At 72.5% G+C, this 19,990-nt stretch carries 10 protein-coding genes; all 10 read left to right on the top strand.

The window, feature by feature from the left end:
* Positions 1-27: 27 nt before the first annotated feature.
* The 10 genes from ACIBK0_RS26790 to ACIBK0_RS26745 all read left to right on the top strand — a co-directional run bounded on the left by ACIBK0_RS26790 (position 28) and on the right by ACIBK0_RS26745 (position 19,965).
* Positions 28-6,906 carry an amino acid adenylation domain-containing protein gene (locus ACIBK0_RS26790; protein WP_399085009.1) on the top strand — a complete coding sequence of 2,293 codons (6,879 nt, stop codon included), beginning with the start codon at positions 28-30 and terminating at the stop codon, positions 6,904-6,906.
* Positions 6,903-12,398, top strand: coding sequence for an amino acid adenylation domain-containing protein (locus tag ACIBK0_RS26785; RefSeq protein WP_399085006.1), 5,496 nt, complete (start codon positions 6,903-6,905; stop codon positions 12,396-12,398). The genes ACIBK0_RS26790 and ACIBK0_RS26785 overlap by 4 nt, the downstream gene beginning before the upstream one ends.
* Complete coding sequence (locus tag ACIBK0_RS26780) at positions 12,395-13,531, top strand: saccharopine dehydrogenase NADP-binding domain-containing protein (RefSeq protein ID WP_399085002.1); 1,137 nt, start codon at positions 12,395-12,397, stop codon at positions 13,529-13,531. Before ACIBK0_RS26785 ends, ACIBK0_RS26780 begins: the two co-directional genes overlap by 4 nt.
* Entirely contained in the window at positions 13,528-14,721 is a 1,194-nt protein-coding gene (locus tag ACIBK0_RS26775) for a Gfo/Idh/MocA family oxidoreductase (protein WP_399084999.1), read from the top strand. The genes ACIBK0_RS26780 and ACIBK0_RS26775 overlap by 4 nt, the downstream gene beginning before the upstream one ends.
* Positions 14,718-15,488, top strand: a complete 771-nt coding sequence (locus tag ACIBK0_RS26770) for a thioesterase II family protein (RefSeq protein ID WP_399084997.1) — start codon at positions 14,718-14,720, stop codon at positions 15,486-15,488. The genes ACIBK0_RS26775 and ACIBK0_RS26770 overlap by 4 nt, the downstream gene beginning before the upstream one ends.
* Positions 15,485-16,120: an O-methyltransferase gene (locus ACIBK0_RS26765; protein WP_399084994.1), complete on the top strand. Its 636-nt coding sequence runs from the start codon at positions 15,485-15,487 to the stop codon at positions 16,118-16,120. Before ACIBK0_RS26770 ends, ACIBK0_RS26765 begins: the two co-directional genes overlap by 4 nt.
* A 124-nt stretch (positions 16,121-16,244) precedes the next feature.
* The gene (locus ACIBK0_RS26760) at positions 16,245-16,994 is read left to right on the top strand and encodes an SDR family NAD(P)-dependent oxidoreductase (protein ID WP_399084990.1); all 750 of its coding nucleotides are present in this window, start codon (positions 16,245-16,247) and stop codon (positions 16,992-16,994) included.
* 30 nt (positions 16,995-17,024) lie between these two features.
* Positions 17,025-17,957, top strand: a complete 933-nt coding sequence (locus ACIBK0_RS26755) for a class I SAM-dependent methyltransferase (protein ID WP_399084987.1) — start codon at positions 17,025-17,027, stop codon at positions 17,955-17,957.
* Positions 17,957-19,207, top strand: coding sequence for a pyridoxal phosphate-dependent aminotransferase (locus tag ACIBK0_RS26750; protein WP_399084984.1), 1,251 nt, complete (start codon positions 17,957-17,959; stop codon positions 19,205-19,207). The genes ACIBK0_RS26755 and ACIBK0_RS26750 overlap by 1 nt, the downstream gene beginning before the upstream one ends.
* On the top strand, positions 19,204-19,965 hold the full coding sequence (locus ACIBK0_RS26745) for a tryptophan 2,3-dioxygenase family protein (protein ID WP_399084981.1): 762 nt from the start codon (positions 19,204-19,206) through the stop codon (positions 19,963-19,965). The genes ACIBK0_RS26750 and ACIBK0_RS26745 overlap by 4 nt, the downstream gene beginning before the upstream one ends.
* The last annotated feature ends 25 nt before the right edge of the window (positions 19,966-19,990 follow it).

The raw sequence follows: 19,990 nt of genomic DNA, 5'->3' as shown, positions 1-19,990 counted from the left end.
AATTTCATGGGAATAACGCTTGAGGGAATGCGCAGGGCTGTCGCCGAACTGCTCGACGAAGCGCCCGAAAGCATCGGCGACCAGGACGACCTGACCTCCCTGGGCCTGGATTCGATGGGCATCATGCGGCTGGCCGGCGAATGGCGCAGGCAGGGCGCGGAGATCAGGTTCGGCGACCTGGTCGAGCAGCCGCGGCTGGGTGACTGGTGGGCCCTCGTGGACGGGCGTACCGGCCACAACGGGCATACGGGTGACGCCGCCACAGCGCCGACCGACGGCGCTGTGCCTGTATCTGGCGACGGCGCTGTGCCGGTATCTGCCGACGGCTCGGTGCCCGTGTCCGGCGACGGCTCTGTATCGGCATCGGTCGACGGCGCTGTGCCGGCATCAGTCGACAACTCTGCACCGGCATCGGGCGGCGAAGCTGTGTCGGCATCAGTCGAGGAACTCACCGAGGAGGCCTCCCCGTTCGACGAGTCGGCCCCCTTCACCCTCGCCCCGATGCAGCACGCCTACTGGGTGGGCCGCGGCGACGGACAGGTGCTCGGTGGCGTGGCCGGTCACTTCTACTTCGAGTTCGACGGACCCGCGCTCGACCCCGTACGGCTCGACGCGGCGGTGCGCGCGCTGACCACTCACCACGCCATGTTCCGCGCCCGCTTCCTGCCCGACGGCACCCAGCGGATCACCGACCGGCCGACCGGTCTCGGGACCGTGCACGACCTGCGCGGCGACACCGAGCAGGCCGCCCGGGCCGAACTGGACCGGCTGCGCGAGCGGCTCTCCCACCAGAAGCTGGACGTCGCGGGCGGCCAGGTGCTCGACGTCCGGCTCAGCCTCCTGCCGGACGGCACCGGCCGTGTGCACATCGACGTCGACATGCTGGTCTGCGACGCGCTCAGCTTCCGGATCGCCCTCGCCGACCTCGCGCGTTTCTACGCACACCCCGGCGGGCAGCCGGCCCCGCTCGGCTACAGCTATCCGCGCTACCTGGCCGACCGCACCGCCCGGCCGCCCCGGAACCACCAGCGCGACCGCGCCTACTGGACCGGGCGCCTCGACACCCTGCCCGGCGGCCCCCAACTCCCACTCGCCGGACCCCCGGAGCGCCTCGACCACCCCCGCACCACCCGCCGCACCCACTGGCTGCCGCCCGAGCGGCGCGAAGTGCTGTCCGCCCGCGCCCGCGAGCACGGTCTGAGCCCGTCCATGGTGCTGGCCACCTGCTACGCCGAGACCCTCGCGGCCTGGAGCACGGAGAAGCGGTTCCTGCTGAACCTCCCGCTGTTCGACCGCGAGCCCCTGCACCCCGAAGTCCCCGCGATGGTGGGCGACTTCACCAGCCTGCTGCTGCTCGACGTCGACGCCACCCGCGAGGAGTCCTTCGCCGACCGGGCCCGCCGGGTGCAGTCGGAGTTCCGCGAGGCGGCCGCGCACAGCGACTTCTCCGGCACCGACGTGCTGCGCGCCCTGTCGCGCGTCCGCCCCGGTGCCGCGCTCGCCCCAGTGGTCTTCACCTCGGCGCTGAGCATGGGCGAACTGTTCGAGAAGGAGGTGCGTCAGGTGCTCGGCGAGCCGGTGTGGCTCGGTTCCCAGACCCCGCAGGTGTGGATGGACCTTCAGGTGGTGGAACACGACGGCGGCATCCAGCTCAACTGGGAGGCCGTCGAGGCGCTGTTCCCCGACGGCGTCGTGGACGGCATGTTCGCGGCCTGTCGCACCCTGCTCGACCGGCTGACCGACCCGGTCGCGCGCTGGACCGACCCGATGCCCGACCTGTTGCCGCCGGCCCAGCGCGACACCCGCGCCACCGTCAACGCCACCGACCGGACGTACCCCGCGCGGACCCTGCACGCCCCCTTCTTCGCCGCCGCCTCGGCCGACCCGGGGCGGCCCGCGCTGCTCTGGGCGGACGGTTCGCTCAGCCGGGGCGAGCTCGCCGAACGCGCCCTGAGGCTCGCCGGACTGCTGCGCTCCCAGGGGCTGAGCCCGGGCGACGCCGTGATGGTCACGCTGCCCAAGGGCCCGGACCAGATCGTCGCCGTACTCGGCGTGCTCGCGGCCGGGGGTACCTACGTCCCGGTGGGTGTCGACCAGCCCGAGCACCGCCGGGCCAGGATCGCCGCGTCCTGCGGCGCCTGCCTCACCGTGACCGAACAGACCATCGGCCAGGCCCGATTGGCGTCCCCGCTGCCGGAGCCCTGCGCCGTGCCGCCGGCCCGGATCGCGTACGTCATCTACACCTCCGGTTCCACCGGCGAGCCCAAGGGCGTGGAGGTCTCCCACCGCAGCGCCGTGAACACCGTGCTGGCCCTCAACGAACGCTTCGGCATCGGCCCCGACGACCGGAGCCTCGCCGTCTCGGCGCTCGACTTCGACCTGTCCGTGTACGACATCTTCGGCCCCCTCTCGGCCGGGGGAGCCGTGGTCTGCGTACGGCAGGAGGAGCGGCGCGACGCACAGGTGTGGCTCGACCTCGTCCGCGGCCGTGGTGCCACGGTCGTCAACTGCGTGCCGACGCTGCTGGAGATGCTCCTGGAGGCGGCCGAGGGAGCCGGGGCCACGGCCGGAGTGAGGGTGGTCCTGCTCGGCGGCGACCGGGTGGGTGCGGATCTGCCCGAGCGGGCCGGGCAGGTGTTCCCCTCCGTACGGTTCGCCGGGCTCGGCGGCACCACGGAGACCGCGATCCACTCCACGGTCCAGGAGGTCGCCCGGGCTCCCGTGGAGTGGACTTCGGTGCCGTACGGCGTGCCGCTGCCCAACCAGCGCTGCCGGGTCGTCGACCCGCGCGGTCGCGACTGCCCGGACTGGGTGCCGGGCGAGCTGTGGATCGGCGGCGCCTCGGTGGCCGCCGGCTACCGCGGGGATCCGGAGCGCACCGCCGACCGGTTCGTGGAGCGCGCCGGGCTGCGCTGGTACCGCACCGGCGATCTGGCACGCTACTGGCCCGACGGCTGCCTGGAGTTCCTCGGCCGGGCCGACTTCCAGCTGAAGATCCGGGGCCACCGGATCGAGCCCGGCGAGATCGAGGCCGCGCTCAAGGAGCACCCCGCGGTGGCCGCGGCCGCGGTGGTCGCAGTGGGCGGACCCGCGCCACGGCTGGCTGCGGCGGTGGTACTGAGGGGCGAGGAGCCGTCTGCGCGGCGGGCGGCGGAGGGGTCTCCGACGCGGGCGGCAGAGCCGTCTGTGCGGCCGGCGGAACCCCCGCCGCAGCCATGGCCGGAGGTCCTGCGCGAGCATCTCGCTCGGCGTCTGCCGTCCGCCATGGTCCCCGACCGGTTCAAGGTGCTGGACGCGCTGCCGCTGAACGCCAACGGAAAGGTGGACCGGGGCGCCCTGCGGACACTGCTCGCCGGCGAGGTCCGGGACGGCGCCGAGTCGGCCGTCGAGCACGAGGCCCCGCAGGGCCCGGTGGAGCAGCAAGTGGCCGAACTGTGGGCTGAGTTGCTCGGCATCGAACGAGTGGGACGCGCGGACGGCTTCTTCGTGCTCGGCGGGGACAGCCTGCTCGCCACCCGGCTGCTGACCCGGCTGCGGGCGGCCGGGCTGCACGGGGCCGACCTGGGCCGACTGTTCGCCGCCCCGGCCCTGCGTGACTTCGCCGCCGGGCTCGTCCTCGGCCGGCCCACCCGGTTGCCGCTCGTCACCGCCGACCCCGACCGGCGTCACGAGCCGTTCCCCGCCACCGACGTGCAGCGCGCCTACTGGCTGGGCCGCGGCGCGGACTTCACGTTGGGCGGTGTCGGGTCGTACTGGTACTGGGAGTTCGACGGCCGAGAGGTGGACCTGGAGCGGCTGGAGAACTGCTGGAACCGGCTGGTCGAGCGGCACGAGATGATGCGGGCCGTCTTCGACGACGACGGCAACCAGCGCATCCTGCCCGAGGTCCCGCGCTTCGTCCTCGACGTCACCGACGCGCCGCCCGGCCGCTCCGAAGAGGCCCTGCGGGCGCAGCGCGCGGCTCTCGACCACCGGGTCTTCGACGTGAGCAGCTGGCCGCTCTTTCATGTCGCGGCCACCCGCTACGACGGCGAGCGGACCCGTATCTCGTTCGGCTTCGACTACATCGTGCTCGACGCGCTGAGCATCATGACCCTGTTCTGGGAACTGTCCCGGCTCTACGAGGACCCCGGGGCCCAACTCCCGCCCGTCGACGTCTCGTTCCGCGACTACGTCCTCCAGGCCGCCCCGGACCCCGAGGAACTCGCCGGGGACAAGGAGTACTGGACCGGCAGGCTGCCCACGCTGCCGCCAGCCCCCGCGCTCCCGCTCGCCGTCGACCCGGAGAGGATCGACCAGCCCCGGTTCACCCGACGGGAGTTCATCGTCCCGCCCAGGACCTGGCGGGCGATCACGGAAGCGGCCCGCGCCGCGGGACTCACGCCCTCGGCGGTACTCGCCACCGCGTTCGCCGACGTGCTCTCCGCCTGGAGCGCACAGCCCGACGTCACCCTCAACCTCACGCTGTTCGACCGACGCGAGGTCCACCCCGACATCAACAACATCGTCGGCGACTTCACCTCGCTGCTGCTGGTCGGCCACCGGCCGCGGGCGGGGGAGAGCTGGGCGGGCTCGGCGCGCCGCTTCCAGCAGCAGATCTGGGAGGGGCTGCAGCACAGCTCCGTCTCGGCGCTGTGGGTGCTGCGCGAACTCGCCCAGCGCGACGGAACCATGGAAGTCGCGATGCCGGTGGTCTTCACCAGCACTCTCGGTGTGTCCGACCGGCTCGCGGATCTCACCATGCCCTTCGGCGAGCAGGTGCACGGGCTGTCCCAGACGCCGCAGGTGTGGCTCGACTGCCAGGTCGTGGAACGTGACGGCGGCATCTCGGTGAACTGGGACGCCGTGGAGGAGCTGTTCCCCGCCGGTCTTCTGCCCACCATGTTCGCCGCCTACGAGGGGCTCCTCGACAGCCTCGCCCGAACCGACTGGAACCGGCCCCACCACCCCGAACTCCCCGCCGATCAGGCGGTGGTGCGCGCCGCCGTGAACGCCACGGACGCACCCATGAGCGGGCGGCTGCTGCACGAGCCCTTCTTCACCCGGGCCGCGGCGGACCCCGGCAGGCCCGCGCTGCTGTGGCGGGGCGGCCGGCTGGACCACGGCGAGCTCGCCCGGCGGGCACTGCGGGTCGGCGGTGCGCTGCGGGCCGCGGGCGTACAACCCGGCGACCCGGTGGCGGTCACCCTGCCCAAGGGGCCCGACCAGATCACCGCCGTGCTGGGCACCCTCGCCGCGGGCGCCTTCTATGTGCCGGTCGGGGTGGACCAGCCGCCGGCCCGCCGCGACCGCATCCTGCGCCGCTCCGGAGCCGTGGCCGTGCTGACCGACGCCGACCTGATCGCCCGTACGCAATGGCCTGACGGCTTGCGCACCCTGGACACCGAGGTCGCCCGTACGGCAGGACCGGCCCTGCGCGCACCGGTCTCCGTCAAGGACACGGACCTCGCGTACACCATCTTCACCTCGGGCTCCACCGGCGAACCCAAGGGCGTGGAGACCACCCATCGCGCCGCCGTGAACACGGTCGAGGACATCGGCGAACGCTTCGGCGTCGGACCCGACGACCGCGTACTCGCCCTCTCCGCCCTCGACTTCGACCTCTCCGTGTACGACATCTTCGGCCTCCTCTCGGCCGGCGGCGCCCTCGTCCTCGTGGACGAACGCGACCGCCGTGAACCGCGCCGCTGGCTGGACCTGCTGCACACGCACCGTGTGACGGTGTGGAACACGGTCCCCGCGCTGCTGGACATGCTGCTGATCGCAGCCCGTCCGGCGTTCGAGGACGAGGCCGTCGAGGCCGCCGCCGGGGGGCCGGGCGCGGCAGCCCCCAGGTACGGGACAGGTAGGGGAGGCGGGGGCGGTAGGGGAGGCGGAGGCGGGAACCATCCAGAGGCCCTCGCCGACCTCCGCCTCGCCCTGGTCTCCGGCGACTGGGTGGGCCTCGACCTGCCGGGACGGCTGGCGGCCCAGGCGCCCGGCTGCCGCCTGGTGGCCCTCGGCGGCGCCACCGAGGCCGCGATCTGGTCCAACGCCTACCCCGTGGCGGAGCCGCTCCCCGGCTGGCCGTCCATCCCGTACGGGCACCCGCTGCGCAACCAGCGCTTCCGAGTGGTGAACGGTCTCGGCCGGGACTGCCCGGACTGGGTACCGGGAGAGTTGTGGATCGGCGGTTCCGGGGTGGCCCGCGGCTACCGCGGCGACCCGGAGCGCACCGCCGAGCATTTCGTGGAGCACGCGGGACGGTTCTGGTACCGCACGGGTGACCTGGGCCGCTACCGCCCGGGCGGCATCCTGGAGTTCCTCGGCCGGGCCGACCACCAGGTGAAGATCCGCGGTCACCGCATCGAGCTCGGCGAGATCGAGGCCGCGCTCCTGGACCACCCCGGGATCGCCCGGGCCGTCGCCCTCACCGTGGGGGAGCGGCCCCGCCACCGCATCGTGGCGTTCGCCGTCGCGGGCGCACCGGCCCCCGAACCCGCCGTCGTACGCGCCGCTCTCACCGAGCGGCTGCCCGGCTACATGATCCCGGACCGTGTCGAGATCGTGGACCGGCTGCCGCTCACCGCGAACGGCAAGGTCGACCGCACGGCGCTGGCCGCCGCCCTCGGCGACGAGGTGCCGGTCGCCGACGAGCCGCCCAGGGGAGAGCTGGAGACCGCCGTCGCCGCCCTCTTCGCCGAACTGCTCGGGGTCGAACGGGTGGGCCGCGGCGAGAGCTTCTTCGCCCTCGGCGGCGACAGCCTCACCGCGACCCGCGCCACCGAGCGACTGCACCGCATCACCGGGGTCCGCCTCACCCTGCGCCGGCTGTTCTCGGCGCCGACGGTCGAGGCGCTCGCCCGGCTCATCGAGGAACTACGCAGCGCAACTGCCCTGATCCCCATGGAAGAAGGAGTCCTATGAACCTCGCCGGGCTCTTGGCCGAACTGGAGGCCAGTGGTGTCGAATTGTGGGAGGAATCAGGCAAGCTTCGCTTCCGTGCGCCGCTGGGCACACTGACCGGCGAACAGCGTGCCACCCTCAGCGCCCACAAGAGCGCCGTGCTCGGCCACCTCAGGGCCGAGCGCGAGCGCGCCACGGTGACCCCGGTCCCCGCCGAGCGGCACACGCCGTTCCCGCTCACCGATGTGCAGACCGCCTATCTGCTGGGGCGCAGGGACGTCTTCGACTACGGCTCGGTGGCCTGCCACGCCTACGGTGAGCTGCGGTTCGCCGGCCTCGACCCGGCCCGCCTCGAAGCCGCCTGGCAGGTGCTGGTCGACCGGCACGACATGCTGCGCGCCGTGGTCGAGGACGAGGGGGCGCAACGGGTTCTGCCCTCCGTGCCGCCCTACCGCATCGAGGTCACCGATCTGCGCCACGCGCCACGCGCCGCCTGTACGGCGGCGCTCGCGGCGGTGCGCGAGGAGATGGAGAACCAGGTACTGCCGACCGGTACCTGGCCGCTGTTCGACCTGCGGATCAGCCACTTCGCGGACCATGCGCTGCTGCATCTCTCGCTCGACTTCCTGATCGCCGACTACGTCTCCATCCATCTGCTCCTCGACGAACTGCGCACCCTGTACGCCGACCCGGACGCCACCCTGCCCGAACCGTCCATCACCTTCCGCGACTATCTGCTCGCCGAACGCCGACTGCGTAAGGGCCCCCGCTACGAACGCGACCGCGCCTACTGGCTGGACCGCGTCGACGACCTGCCGCCCGCCCCCGCCCTCCCCTTGCGCGAGGGTCCGAAGGCACAGGGCCCCGCCCGCTTCCACCGCCATCAGCTGACCCTCGCGGCGGACCGCTGGCGCGCCCTGCGCGAGCGTGCCGTCCAGCGCGGCCTCACCCCGTCCGGCGCGGTCCTGGCCGCGTACGCCGAGGTGGTGGGCCGGTGGAGCGGGCGCCGGCGGTTCACCCTGGACCTCACCGTGCTGAACCGGCTGCCGCTGCATCCCGAAGTCGGCTCCCTCGTCGGCGACTTCACCTCGGTGGAGCTGCTCGCCGTCGACCGCCGACAGGGCACCAGCTTCGCCGAACGCGCCACCGGCGTCCTGGAGCAGCTCTTCGAGGACCTCGACCACCGGCTGTTCTCCGGAGTGGAGGTGCTGCGCGAACTCGCCCGCCGCCGGGGCCAGGAGGCGGCCCTGATGCCGGTCGTCTTCACCAGCGCCATCGGGCTCCGCGACAGCGGCAGTGACGGGCAGGCAACTGCGCAGGGCCATGAACAGCCGCTTCCGGACGGGGAGTTGGTGCACGGCATCAGCCAGACCCCGCAGGTGTGGATCGACTGCCAGGCGATGGAGAACCGTGGGACGCTCGGCGTCAACTGGGACGTGCGCGACGGCGTTCTCGCCGATTCGGTCGTCAAGGACATGTTCGCCTCGTTCCGCGACCTGTTGGAGCGCATGGCCGACGGCGACGAGGTCTGGGACCTCGCGGCCCCCGTGCGGCTGCCCGCCGCGCAGGCGGAGAGCCGGGCCCGGGCGAACGCCACCGAGGCTCCGCTGCCCGAGGCGCTGCTCCACGAGGGCGCGCTCACCGCCGCGCTGCGCATGCCGGATGCTCCAGCAGTGATCGCCGGAACCCACCGTCTCACCCACGGTGAACTGGCGGCGCGCGCTGCCGCCGTGGCCCGCGCGCTGCGCGAGAGCGGATGCGCGCCCGGCGACCGCGTCGCCGTCGTGGCGGACAAGGGCTGGGAGCAGATCGCGGCCGTGCTCGGCACCCTGATCGCGGGCGCCGTGTACATCCCTGTCGACACCCACCAGCCGGCCGCCCGCCGCGAGCGCATGCTCAAGGACGCCGGGACCCGGCACGCCCTGGTGCGGTCCGGCACCACCGAACTGCCCGGGGACATCACCGCGATCGCCGTGGACACCCTCGCGCCGGAACCGGTGCCGGACCGGCTCCCGGAGCGGCTGCGCGACCCCGACGACCTCGCCTACGTCATCTACACGTCGGGCTCCACCGGCAGTCCCAAGGGCGTGATGATCACGCACCGGGGTGCGGTCAACACCATCGACGACATCAACCATCGCTTCCGGATCGACGCCGAGGACCGCGTCCTGGCCCTCGCCAACCTGGGCTTCGATCTCTCCGTCTACGACGTCTTCGGCGTCCTCGCCGCCGGCGGCGCTCTCGTCCTGCCCGACCCGGCCCGGCGCGCCGACCCCTCCCACTGGGTCGCCCTCCTGGCCGAGCACGGCGTCACACTCTGGAACTCCGTGCCCGCCCAACTCCACATGGTCAACGAGTACTTGGGCAGCACCCCCACCCCGCTGCCCAGGCTGCGCCTGGCCCTGCTGTCCGGTGACTGGATACCCGTAGCACTGCCCGACGCGATCCGCGCGAAGGCGCCCGGACTCCAGGTCGTGTCCCTGGGCGGGGCGACCGAGGCGTCCATCTGGTCGATCCTGCACCCGGTCGGCGAGGTCCCGGACACCTGGCGGTCCATCCCGTACGGCAAGCCCCTCGCCAACCAGCGCTTCCATGTGCTCGACGCGGACTTCGAACCCTGCCCCGACCTGGTCGCCGGCGATCTCCACATCGCGGGAGCCGGGCTCGCCGCGGGCTACTTCCACGACGAGGAGAAGACCGCCGAGCGCTTCGTCATCCATCCGCGCACCGGCGAACGCCTCTACCGCACCGGCGACCTCGGCCGCTATCTGCCCTCGGGTGAGATCGAGTTCCTCGGCCGCGACGACCGGCAGGTCAAGATCCGCGGCCACCGCATCGAGGCGGCCGAGGTCGAGGCGGCGCTCCAGGCCCACCCGGCCGTAGCCGCGAGCGCTGTCGTCGCAGAGGGTGAACGGCCCCTGGAGCGGCGGCTGGTGGGATTCGTGGAGACCGCTCGCACGGGAACCGGCGCGCAGCCCGGAAAGGACGGCACCGCGCTCGTGTCCGCCGTCGCGGAGGAGGGCGAGGAGGTCCGCTCCGGCGTCGACGCGACGCAAGTCGTGATCTTCGCCCGGCAGTTGGACGAGGCCGCGCTGCTCGCCATGATGGACGTCCTGCAGGACAGCGGGCTCTTCGCGACCTCCGAGGCCCACCATCCGCTCGCCGAGATCCTCGCCTCCGCGAAGGTGGCCGCCAAGCACCACCGCCTGGTACGCCGCTGGCTCGGGGCGCTGGAGCGCGAGGGGTTCCTCGAACACCGGCCGGGCGAGGGCGGCTACCGCGCGCTGCGCCGGGCGGCTCCCGGCGACGTCGAGCGGGCCTGGCGCCGAGTCGACGAACTGCTGCCCTCCGCCCAGGACGGCTCGGAACTCCTCGCGTACTTCCGCAAGGCCACCGCCCACCTCCCGCAACTCCTGCGCGACGAACAGGACCCGGTCCAGCTCCTTTTCCCCGAGGGCAGCCTGGACATCCAGGAAGCCGCCTACACGCAGGGATTCCTCAACTCCTACCTCAACCGCATCGCCACCTCCGTGGTCCGCCGCATCGCCGACGAACGCGCGCACCGCGGCACCGTACGACTGCTCGAGGTCGGCGCCGGCGTGGGCGGTGTCAGCGTGGAGGCGGTGCCCCGGCTGGCCGGAACCGACTGCTCCTACCTCTTCACCGACGTGTCGCAGTTCTTCCTCAACAAGGCCGCCGAGCGGTTCACGGACTTCCCGTGGGTCCACTACGCCCTGTTCGACATGAACGACGACTTCCGCGCCCAGGGCATCGAGCCCAACTCCCTCGACGTCATCCTGTGCGGCAACGTCATGCACTACTCGCGCAACGCCGCCACGGTCCTGGACCGGATGCGGCAGATGCTCGCCCCCGGCGGCTGGCTCGTGTTCATCGAGACGACCCGCGACAACTACCAGATCCTGACCTCGATGGAGTTTCTCTTCGACGCCACCGCGGGTGACTTCGAGGACGTGCGCCAGGGCAAGGACCAGACATTCGTGGCCCGGGACCAATGGCTCGACCTGATCACCGGTGCCGGCGGGGAGACCGTCCTGTGCCTGCCCGGGGCGGACGACCCGCTCTCCGCCATCGGCATGCATGTCTTCGCCGCCCGGTTCAAGGCGGACCGCGCCGCGGTGCGTCCCGCGGACGTGCTCGCGCACGCGGCGCAGCGGCTGCCCGAGGAGATGGTCCCCGCGCAGGTCCAGGTCGTCGACGCACTGCCGCTGACCGACAACGGCAAGGTGGACCGCCGCACCCTGCGGTCCTGGCTCGCCTCGCGCCGGGCCGCGCAGCCGGCCCGCACCGTAGACCCGTCGCCGATGAGCGACCTGGAGCGGCGGATCATGACGCTGTGGTGCCAGGTCCTCGGTACCCAGAGCGTGGGCAGGAACGAGACGTTCTACGAGGCCGGAGGCGACTCCCTGCTCGCGGCGCAGCTGGTCGGCAGCCTGCGCGAGGAGATCCCGGAGGCGGAACACGCCCTCTTCGACGAGCTGCTGCGCGAACTCCTCAACGGAGCCGGCGTCTCCCGGCTCGCCGAGACGCTGAGCACGTCGCCCGCCGCTCCCGAGCCGACGCGGGACATGCCGCTGTCCGCCGTCCTCGCGCCGGGTCCGGTCGCGCCCGCCGACGGCGCGGACGACTGGCTGTGGGCACCACAGCGCGAGGGCTTCCCCGCCACCGGCGGCTACGCCGAGCTGTGCGAGGCCCTGGAGGACGCCGGGCCCCTGGTCGACGCCTGTGCCGCGCACCCGCTCACGGCCTACGGGGAAGTCGCTCCGTCCGCCCTGATCGCGCGCGTCGCCCACGACCGCGCCCGGCTGCTGCGTGGCACCGGATACACCCGGTTCCATCTCGTCGGCGCGCACAGCGGAGCCCTGCTCGCCGCCGAGACCGCCAGGCAGCTCACCGAGGGCGGCGCCGACGTGGAACTCACCGTGATCAGCAGCTATCCGCTGCCCGCACTGGTCGAGGACCCGGTCTTCGCGGAGTACCTCTTCGTCCTCGGCAGCGGACTCGATCCGCGCACCCTGGGCTTCCCGGACCAGCAGCGCGCAGGTGCGGCCCTGGCGGCGGTGCTGGCCCTGACCCCGGGCCGTGTTCCCGCCGACGCGGCGGCCCGCCTCGACGGCGAACTGGCCGATGTGGCCGAGGTGTTCGCCCGCCGCGCCGCGCTGCCGGCGGCCGACCGACTGGCCGAGATCGCCGCTGCCCTCGGCCTCACCCCGGACGCGGTGCGGGCGCGGTACACCGCCCAGCGCGGGCTCGCCGAGGCGGCCGCTCACCACGAGGCCGACCCCTACACCGGTGACATCACCCTGCTCGTCCATCGGGACGCGACCCCGCTGTGGCCCTCGCTGCGCGCGGACATGACCCGGTACTGGGGCGACCTCTGCCTGGGCCGGCTCCGGACGCGGGACATCGCCGGGGATCACTTCGGCTGTCTGTCCGCCGAGCACGTGCCGGATCTGACCGCCGTACTCACCGCACACCAGGAGGACCACACGTGACCACGACGATCGCTGTCCTCGGCGGCTACGGCGCGGTCGGCGCGGTCGCCGCGCGGGAGATCGCCGCCGCCCACCCCGAGTCGAGGGTGCGGATCGGCGGCCGCCGCCTCGACGAGGCCACCCGGTACGCCGAGCACCTGGGCGGCCGGGCCGAGCCCCGCGCCGTTGACCTGACCGATCCTGCCTCCCTGACCGCCTTCTGCGCGGACTGCCGGATCGTCGTCAACTGCGCGGGGCCCTCCTACCGGGTGCTCGACACGGTCGCCGCGGCGGCGCTCGCCGCCGGTGCCGACTACGTCGACGCGGGTGGCGACGAGCCGGTCCACCAGGCGCTGTCCGCACGGGACCTGGCCGCCCGGGGCCGTACCGCCGTGCTGACCGCGGGCATGATGCCCGGCCTCACCGGACTGCTGCCGCGCTGGCTCGCGGCCCAGGGCGTCGACGCACCCGAACGGCTGCTCGGCTACGTCGGCACCATGGACCGGCTCACGCCCGCCGGTGCGGGGGACTACCTGCTCAGCCTCGGCGGCGCCTACGGCGAGGCCCAGTCTGCATGGCGGGACGGGGCCCGCGTGCTGCGCGCTCTCGTCCCGCTCGCCGACACCGAACTGCCTTTCTTCCCCGGCACGGTGAGCGCGTACCCCTACCTCAGCTACGAGGTCGAGCGGTTGGCCCGCGCCCTCGGCCTGACCACGGTCGACTGGTACAACGTCTTCGACGGCGGCTCGCGCATGCTGAAGGCCCTCGGCCGGCTTCAGGGCGCCATGTCCGGACAGAGCGCGCTGGAACCCGCCGCGCGGGAGCTCATGGAGGCCGCCGCCCTCGACCTGTTCGGCCGGGACCCGTACCAGCTGTTCGTGCTGGAGCTGACCGGTCGGCACGCGGGCCGCCCCGCGGTGCGCAGCCTGGTGCTGCGCGGCTCCGACACCTACGAGCTGACCGGTACGGTCGCCGCCGTCGCCACCACCGCCGTGCTCACCGGGAGGGTGCCCGGCGGAGTGCACTACGCGGCCGAGGTCCTCGACCCCGGTCCGGTCGTCGAACGGCTCAGGGCGCTGCCGGCCGTGTCCGCCCTCGACGTCTTCGACCGGCCGGTCGAAGAGGTGTGCGGCACGGAGGAGGGCGAGCTGTGAGCCCGCCGACGGTCGGGAACCGGCCCCAAGTCGTGGTGTGCGGCACCAAGTTCGGGCGGATCTACCTGGCGGCCACCGCCCGACCCGACTCGCCGTACGAGCTGGCCGGAGTCCTGGCCCGGGGCAGCGAACGCTCCTCGCGCATCGCCCGGCACTACGGCGTACCGCTGTTCACCGACCCGGAGCAGATCCCCAAGGACGTCGAGGCCTGCTGCGTGGTGGTCGGCGCGGGCATCAACGGCGGCCCGGGCGCCCGGCTCGCCGCACAGCTGATGGGTCGCGGTCATCACGTACTCCAGGAACATCCGTTGCATGGACGGGAGTTGACCGACTGCCTGCGCACCGCACGGGAGCACCGGGTGGCGTACCGGCTGAACACCCACTATGTGCACGTCGAGCCCGTACGCCGGTTCATCGCGACGGGCCGTCGGCTGCTCGCCCGGCAGCGCGCCCTGCACATCGACGCGGCGTGCGCATTCCAGGTGCTCTACACCCTGCTCGACATTCTGGGCCGCACACTCGGCGGGGTGCGCCCGTGGGCTCTCGGCAATGTCGCCGAAATGCCCGAAGAAATACGGCAGTTGGCGTCGGCGGAGCCCGTCCACCGCAGTCTGGACGGGGTCGTCGCCGGGGTGCCGTGCACGCTGCGGCTGCAGAACGACATGGACCCCGCCGACCCCGACAACCACACCCACCTCTTCCATCGCATCACCCTCTACACCGAGGGCGGCAACCTCACCCTGCTCAACACCCACGGCCCGCTCCTGTGGAGCCCCCGCCCCCACATGCCGCACGACATGCGGGACACCGTCCGCATGGAGGAGTCCGCAGCCGCGCACTTCGGCTTCCCCAGCGCCGGGCCGCTGGGACCCGAGACGTCCCCGGACTACCGGGAGATCCTGCGCGACCTGTGGCCCCAGGGGGCGGCCCGCGCGCTCCAGGCACTGCGCCGCGACATCGAGGAGGGCGCGGACCCCGGCAAGGACGGCCAGTACCACCTGACGCTGTGCCGGCTCACCCGCGACATCACCGACCGCTTCGGACCGGTCCGGCTGCACCGCGACACGCCCGCACCACAGGTCCTGGCCGCCGCGGACCTCACGGACGGCCCGCCCGCCGGGAGGGCCGCAACGGCCGCTCCCACTCCACGGATCAGTACCGCCGTGCCCACTCCGAGGACCCGTACATGAACACCGCGACGACCACCGGAAGTTCCTCCTACGACACCTGGTTCCGCCGCTACTGGCCACGACCGGGGGCGCGGCGACGGATCGTCGTGTTCCCGCACGGCGGCGGCTCGGCCAGTTTCTACCGCACCCTGGCCAAGCGGGTCCTGGCCACGGCCGAACCGCTCATCGTGCAGTACCCCGGGCGCGAGGACCGCCTGGAGGAACCTCACATCACCGACATGGCGGAGCTGGCACGGCGGATCAGCGACGCGATCCTGCCCGCCCTCGACCGGGACGTCGTCCTGTTCGGGCACAGCATGGGAGCCGCCGTCGCCCACGAGGTGGCGCTGCGCCTGGAGACCGTGCACGGCGTGCGCCCGGCGATGCTGTGCGCGTCCGGGCGGCCCGCGCCCCGCCACCACAAGCCCGGCTCCAAGCACCTGGACGACCAGACACTCTGGGACGAGCTGTCCCGGCTGGGCGCCACCCCCTCGCTGCTGCTGGGCAACGCCCAGGTCCGCCGGGTCGTCCTGCCCACCCTCAGGGCCGACTACCGGCTCGTCGAGCGCTACCGGCCCCGCCTTGACGCGGTGCTGTCCTGCCCGGTCGCCGCCTGCGTGGGCGACCGCGACCCGGAGGTCACGCCCGAGGAGTCCGAGGCATGGGCCGAGACGTCCCGCAGCGGATTCAGCTTTCGCCTCTTCCAGGGCGACCACTTCTACTTCCGCGGCCAGGAGGACGACCTCGCCACCTGGCTGCTCAGCACGGCGGACCGGGAGGCAGCATGATCGTCAGGCCCACGGTCGAGGCGTACGCGGAAGCGCACTCCACCGACGAAGCACCCCTGCTGACCGCACTCGCCGAAGAGACCCGCACGGTCTGCATGCTGCCGCAGATGATGGTCGGCCCGCTGGAGGGCCGCCTCCTCGCGATGCTCGTCCATCTGCTCCGGCCGCGCACGATCCTGGAGATCGGCACCTTCACCGGGTACTCGGCGCTCAGCATGGCGGCCGAACTCCCGCCGGACGGCCGCCTGGTGACGTGCGAGCTGGACCCCACGCACGCGGAGATCGCCCGTCGGCACTTCGACGCGTCCCCGTACGCCGACCGTATCGAGCTGCGGCTCGGCCCCGCTCTGGAACAGCTCAAGACCCTCGAAGGGCCCTGGGACTTCGTCTTCATCGACGCCGACAAGGCCGGGTACGGCGCCTACTACGACGCCGTACTGCCGCAGCTCGCCGAGCGCGGAGTCATCGCGGTCGACAACGTCCTGCAGTTCGGCGGGGTGGCCAATCCCCTGGACGACAAGCCCGACACGGTGGCGCTGCGTGCCTTCAACGAGAAGGTGCGCGACGACCCGCGGGTCGAGCAGGTGATCCTCACCGTGCGCGAGGGCGTCACCCTCATCCGGCGGGTGTAATACCGCGTTCTTTACGGCCGTTGAAAGAATTCTCTCGACCGGGGCCGAGTACTCGTAGGCTTCCCGGTGAGCCGCTGGAAAGCCATGAAAAAGGGCCGGCAGAGAAAGCGAGCGCGACTTCTCCATGAGCCTCGAAGGAAAGACCTTCCTCGTCACCGGAGCCGGCAGCGGTATCGGACGCGCGGTCGCCCGGCGCCTGCTCGACTCCGGAGCCCGGGTGACGCTCGTCGGCCGGCGCGTTGCCCCGCTGAAGGAGACCGCCGGGCCGTACACCGACGCGTACGTCCTGGCGCACCCCGCCGACATCGGCCGCCCCGCCGACGCAGACGGCGCGGTACGCGCCGCCCTCGACCGCTTCGGCACCCTGGACGGCCTGGTCAACAACGCGGGTCTGGCCCGGTTCGGCCCGCTGGCCGAGGCCGATCCGCGCGACCTGGACGCCATGCTCGGCGTCAATCTGCTGGGTCCCGCGCACCTGATCCGGGCAGCGCTGCCGGCGCTGCGCGCCGGTTCGGGCTCGGTGGTGAACGTGACGTCCGTGGGCGGGGCGCTGGCCATGCCGAACCGCGCGATGTACGGCGCGTCCAAGGCGGCGCTCAACAGCCTCACCCGCTCCCTGGCGCGTGAACTCGCGCCGCTCGTCCGCGTCAACGCCGTACTGCCGGGCCCGGTCGACACCCCCATGTACGACAATCTCGGACTCACCCCAGAAAAAGTCGGAAACCTGCGCAAGGACATGGTCGAGAGCACTCCGCTCGGCCGCTTCGGAAAGCCGGAGGAAATCGCCGCCTGGGTGTGTCACCTGCTCGACCCGGAAGTCTCCGCATGGGTGACCGGCGCGCTCATTCCCGTTGACGGTGGACGCACTTCGTAATGGCAGAAAAGGCCGAGGGAGAAGAACGAAATGAGCACTGAAGAAACCACCACGATCTACGGCCGCGAAGAATTCAAGCGGGTCGACGTCGGTGCCGCCATGCGCGACGGCCACCCGGACATCAGCGACGGCGACCAGCTCATCGTCGACCTGGTCGCGAAGAAGCGGGAGACTGCCGGACGGCCGCTGACCGTCATCGACGTCGGTTCCGGCTCCGGAGTGCTCTCCGAGCTGCTCGCGCAGCGGCTGCCCGACTGCCGGGTCGTCGCCAACGAGATCGCGGCCAACCCGGCGCGCCAGGCCCGGGAACGGCTCGCCGGCCACCCGAACGCCGAGGTCTTCACCGACTCGTTCGTGGACTGGCGCGAGCCGCTGGACATCATCATCTCCTGGGGCAGCCACCACCACCTGCCGCACAGCCACCTCCAGCACGCCCGCGAGCTGCTGGGCGAGTCGGGCAGCTTCGTACTCGGCGACGAGTTCTGTCCGGAGTACTGCACCCCCGAGGACGTACGGCGGCTGAAGGGCGCGGACGTCATCGAACTCGGCGGTGGCCATCTGCTGGCCGGCCATGAGGAGATCGAGGCCTACGCCAAGGACGGCACCGTCCCCGAGTGGTCCCGCGTCCTGGAGGACCGCCGCCGCAGGACCCTGTGGAACTGGTACAAGTTCGTGATCGACTACGCGATCGAGCGGGACCACTGGCCGGTCGCCATCGCGGAGATGCAGATCACCAAGGACGACATGGTCACGGCGTTCGAGGAGGAGCACAAGCTCTCGCCGCTCATCGTGGAGCACGAACTGGCCGTCAACGGCTTCGAGCAGATCTCCAAGCACGTCATCGGAGACCGGCCGGCCGAGCTGCAGAGCTTCTTCATCTACGAGTTCGTCCCCGGCAACGACAGGAGCAACGACGGGACCGACGGCAGCAACGGCGACGGCCGCGGTAACGGCGGCCACTGATGGGTGAAATATCCGGGACATCCCGGGCCGGCACCATCCCCCCGTCGTGCCTGCACGAGGTCTTCCGCGCCGCGGAGGACCGCGAGCGGGCCACGGGGCGGCCGGTGGTCAAACTCCACGTCGGGGAGCCCTACTTCCCGCCGCCGCGCGAGGTCGCCCTGGCCGTGGCGCACGCGGTGCACCAGGGCCGGACCGCCTACACCTCCGCGGAGGGCATGCCCGCGCTGCGCGAGGCGCTGGCGGTCAAGTTGGAGACGGAGAACGGCCACCGCACCAGCCCCGACCGGGTGTTCGTCACCCCGGGCTCCTGCCAGGGACTCGCCGCGCTCTTCCAGTCCCTGGCCAACCGGGGCGACGAACTGCTGCTGCCGGAACTCCACTGGCCCATCCACCTCCAGCAGGTCCTGCTCGCCGGCTTCCGGCCCGTGTTCTACGCACTCGGGCCGGGCTACCGCCCCCGCCTGGACGCGATCCGCGCCGCCCTCACCCCCCGCACCCGTGCCGTACTCATCAACTCCCCGGCCAACCCGACCGGCGCGGTCCTCGGCACGGAGCTGATGGAGGGCATCCTGGAGCTGGCGCGGGAGCACGACCTGCAGATCATCAGCGACGAGGCCTACGAGCACTTCGTGTACGAGGGCGAGCACGTCTCCTTCGCCTCCCTGGAACACGGCCTGCCCGAGCGCGAACGGCGCGTCTTCAGCACCTTCACCTTCTCCAAGAGCCTCGCCATGACGGGCTACCGGCTGGGATACGTGGTGACCCCGAACGCGGTCGCCGCCCATGCCCTGCGCGTGGTCCAGGAGGCGAGCATCATCGGCCCCTCGACCCCGGTCCAGTACGCCGGGCTCACCGCGCTCAAGGCCCGCGACAGCGCCCGGGAGAACGCCCGGATGGTGCTGGCCAACCGGGATCGCGCCCTGCCCGCGCTGCGCGAGGCGGGCCTGCTCGGCGAACTGCCGCAGGGCGGCTGGTACGCCGTACTCGACCTCGACCCCGTCGGGGTGGACGCGGACACCTTCGCCGCGGGGCTGCTGGAGAAGTACGACGTCGGGGTGGCACCGGCCGCCGGATTCGCGCTGCGTCCGGTGCTGTCGGACGACGGCCGGATCCTCTGTGCCGACCCCGCACCCGACAGCAGGAGACTGCTCCGGCTGGCGTTCTGCGGCGACCCCGCCGAACTCGACACCGGGGTCGAGCGGCTCCTCGCCCACGCCGCCGACCTCCGGTCCCGGGGCGGGGACCCGTGACCGGCCCCGACTACGCGGGCTATCTGCGCCTGGAGCGGCTGCTGTCGCTCCAGGTGCCGCTGCGCGCTGCCGACGACGACACCGCCGCCGGCTCGGCCGAGCTGTTCTTCATCGTGGCCCACCAGACCAGCGAACTCTGGCTCGCCCAGGCCCTGCACGACCTGGACGCCGCGACCGAGGCACTCACCGACGGCGGCCGGCCCGGCGCGACGGACGGCATCGAGTCCGCGCTGGAGTATCTCGCCCGGGTCGCGGAGGTGGTGCGCATCCTGGAGGACACCGTACGGCTCCTGGAGCGGCTGCCGGTCCAGCAGTTCGCCGCGTTCCGGCCCCACCTGGGCACCGCCAGCGGAGCCCAGTCGCAGGGCTTCCACGCACTGGAGGTCAGACTCGGGACGGCCGACGACGACGAGAGCCCGCTGTACCGGGCCTTCCTCAAGGCCCTCGCCACCCGGGGCACCAGCGTCGAGGAGGTCTGCGCGCGCGGCGCGGCCGGCGCCGGCTCGCCCCACCGGCTCGCCGAGACCCTGCTCGACATCGGCTACCGCTTCTGGCACTGGAAACTGGCCCACCTGGCCCTGGTGGACCGCACGGTGGGCGGCCTGGCCGGCACGGGCGGCACCACGGGCGCGGCCTATCTGGCGAGCCGTGTCCGCATGCCCTTCCCCGAACTGAGGGCCGTCCGTGAGGGGCTGCACAGACGGGACGAGCCGCACGGCCGGACGAAGCCCGCCGCCTGCCCGCACGGCCCCTCGTGAGGCCCGCGCCACCGGACAGGCCCGG

This window comes from Streptomyces sp. NPDC050564 (assembly GCF_044457265.1).
GTDB lineage: Bacteria > Actinomycetota > Actinomycetes > Streptomycetales > Streptomycetaceae > Streptomyces.
Note: the sequence above shows the minus strand (reverse complement) of the source record. Positions and strands in the feature narration are given on the sequence as shown.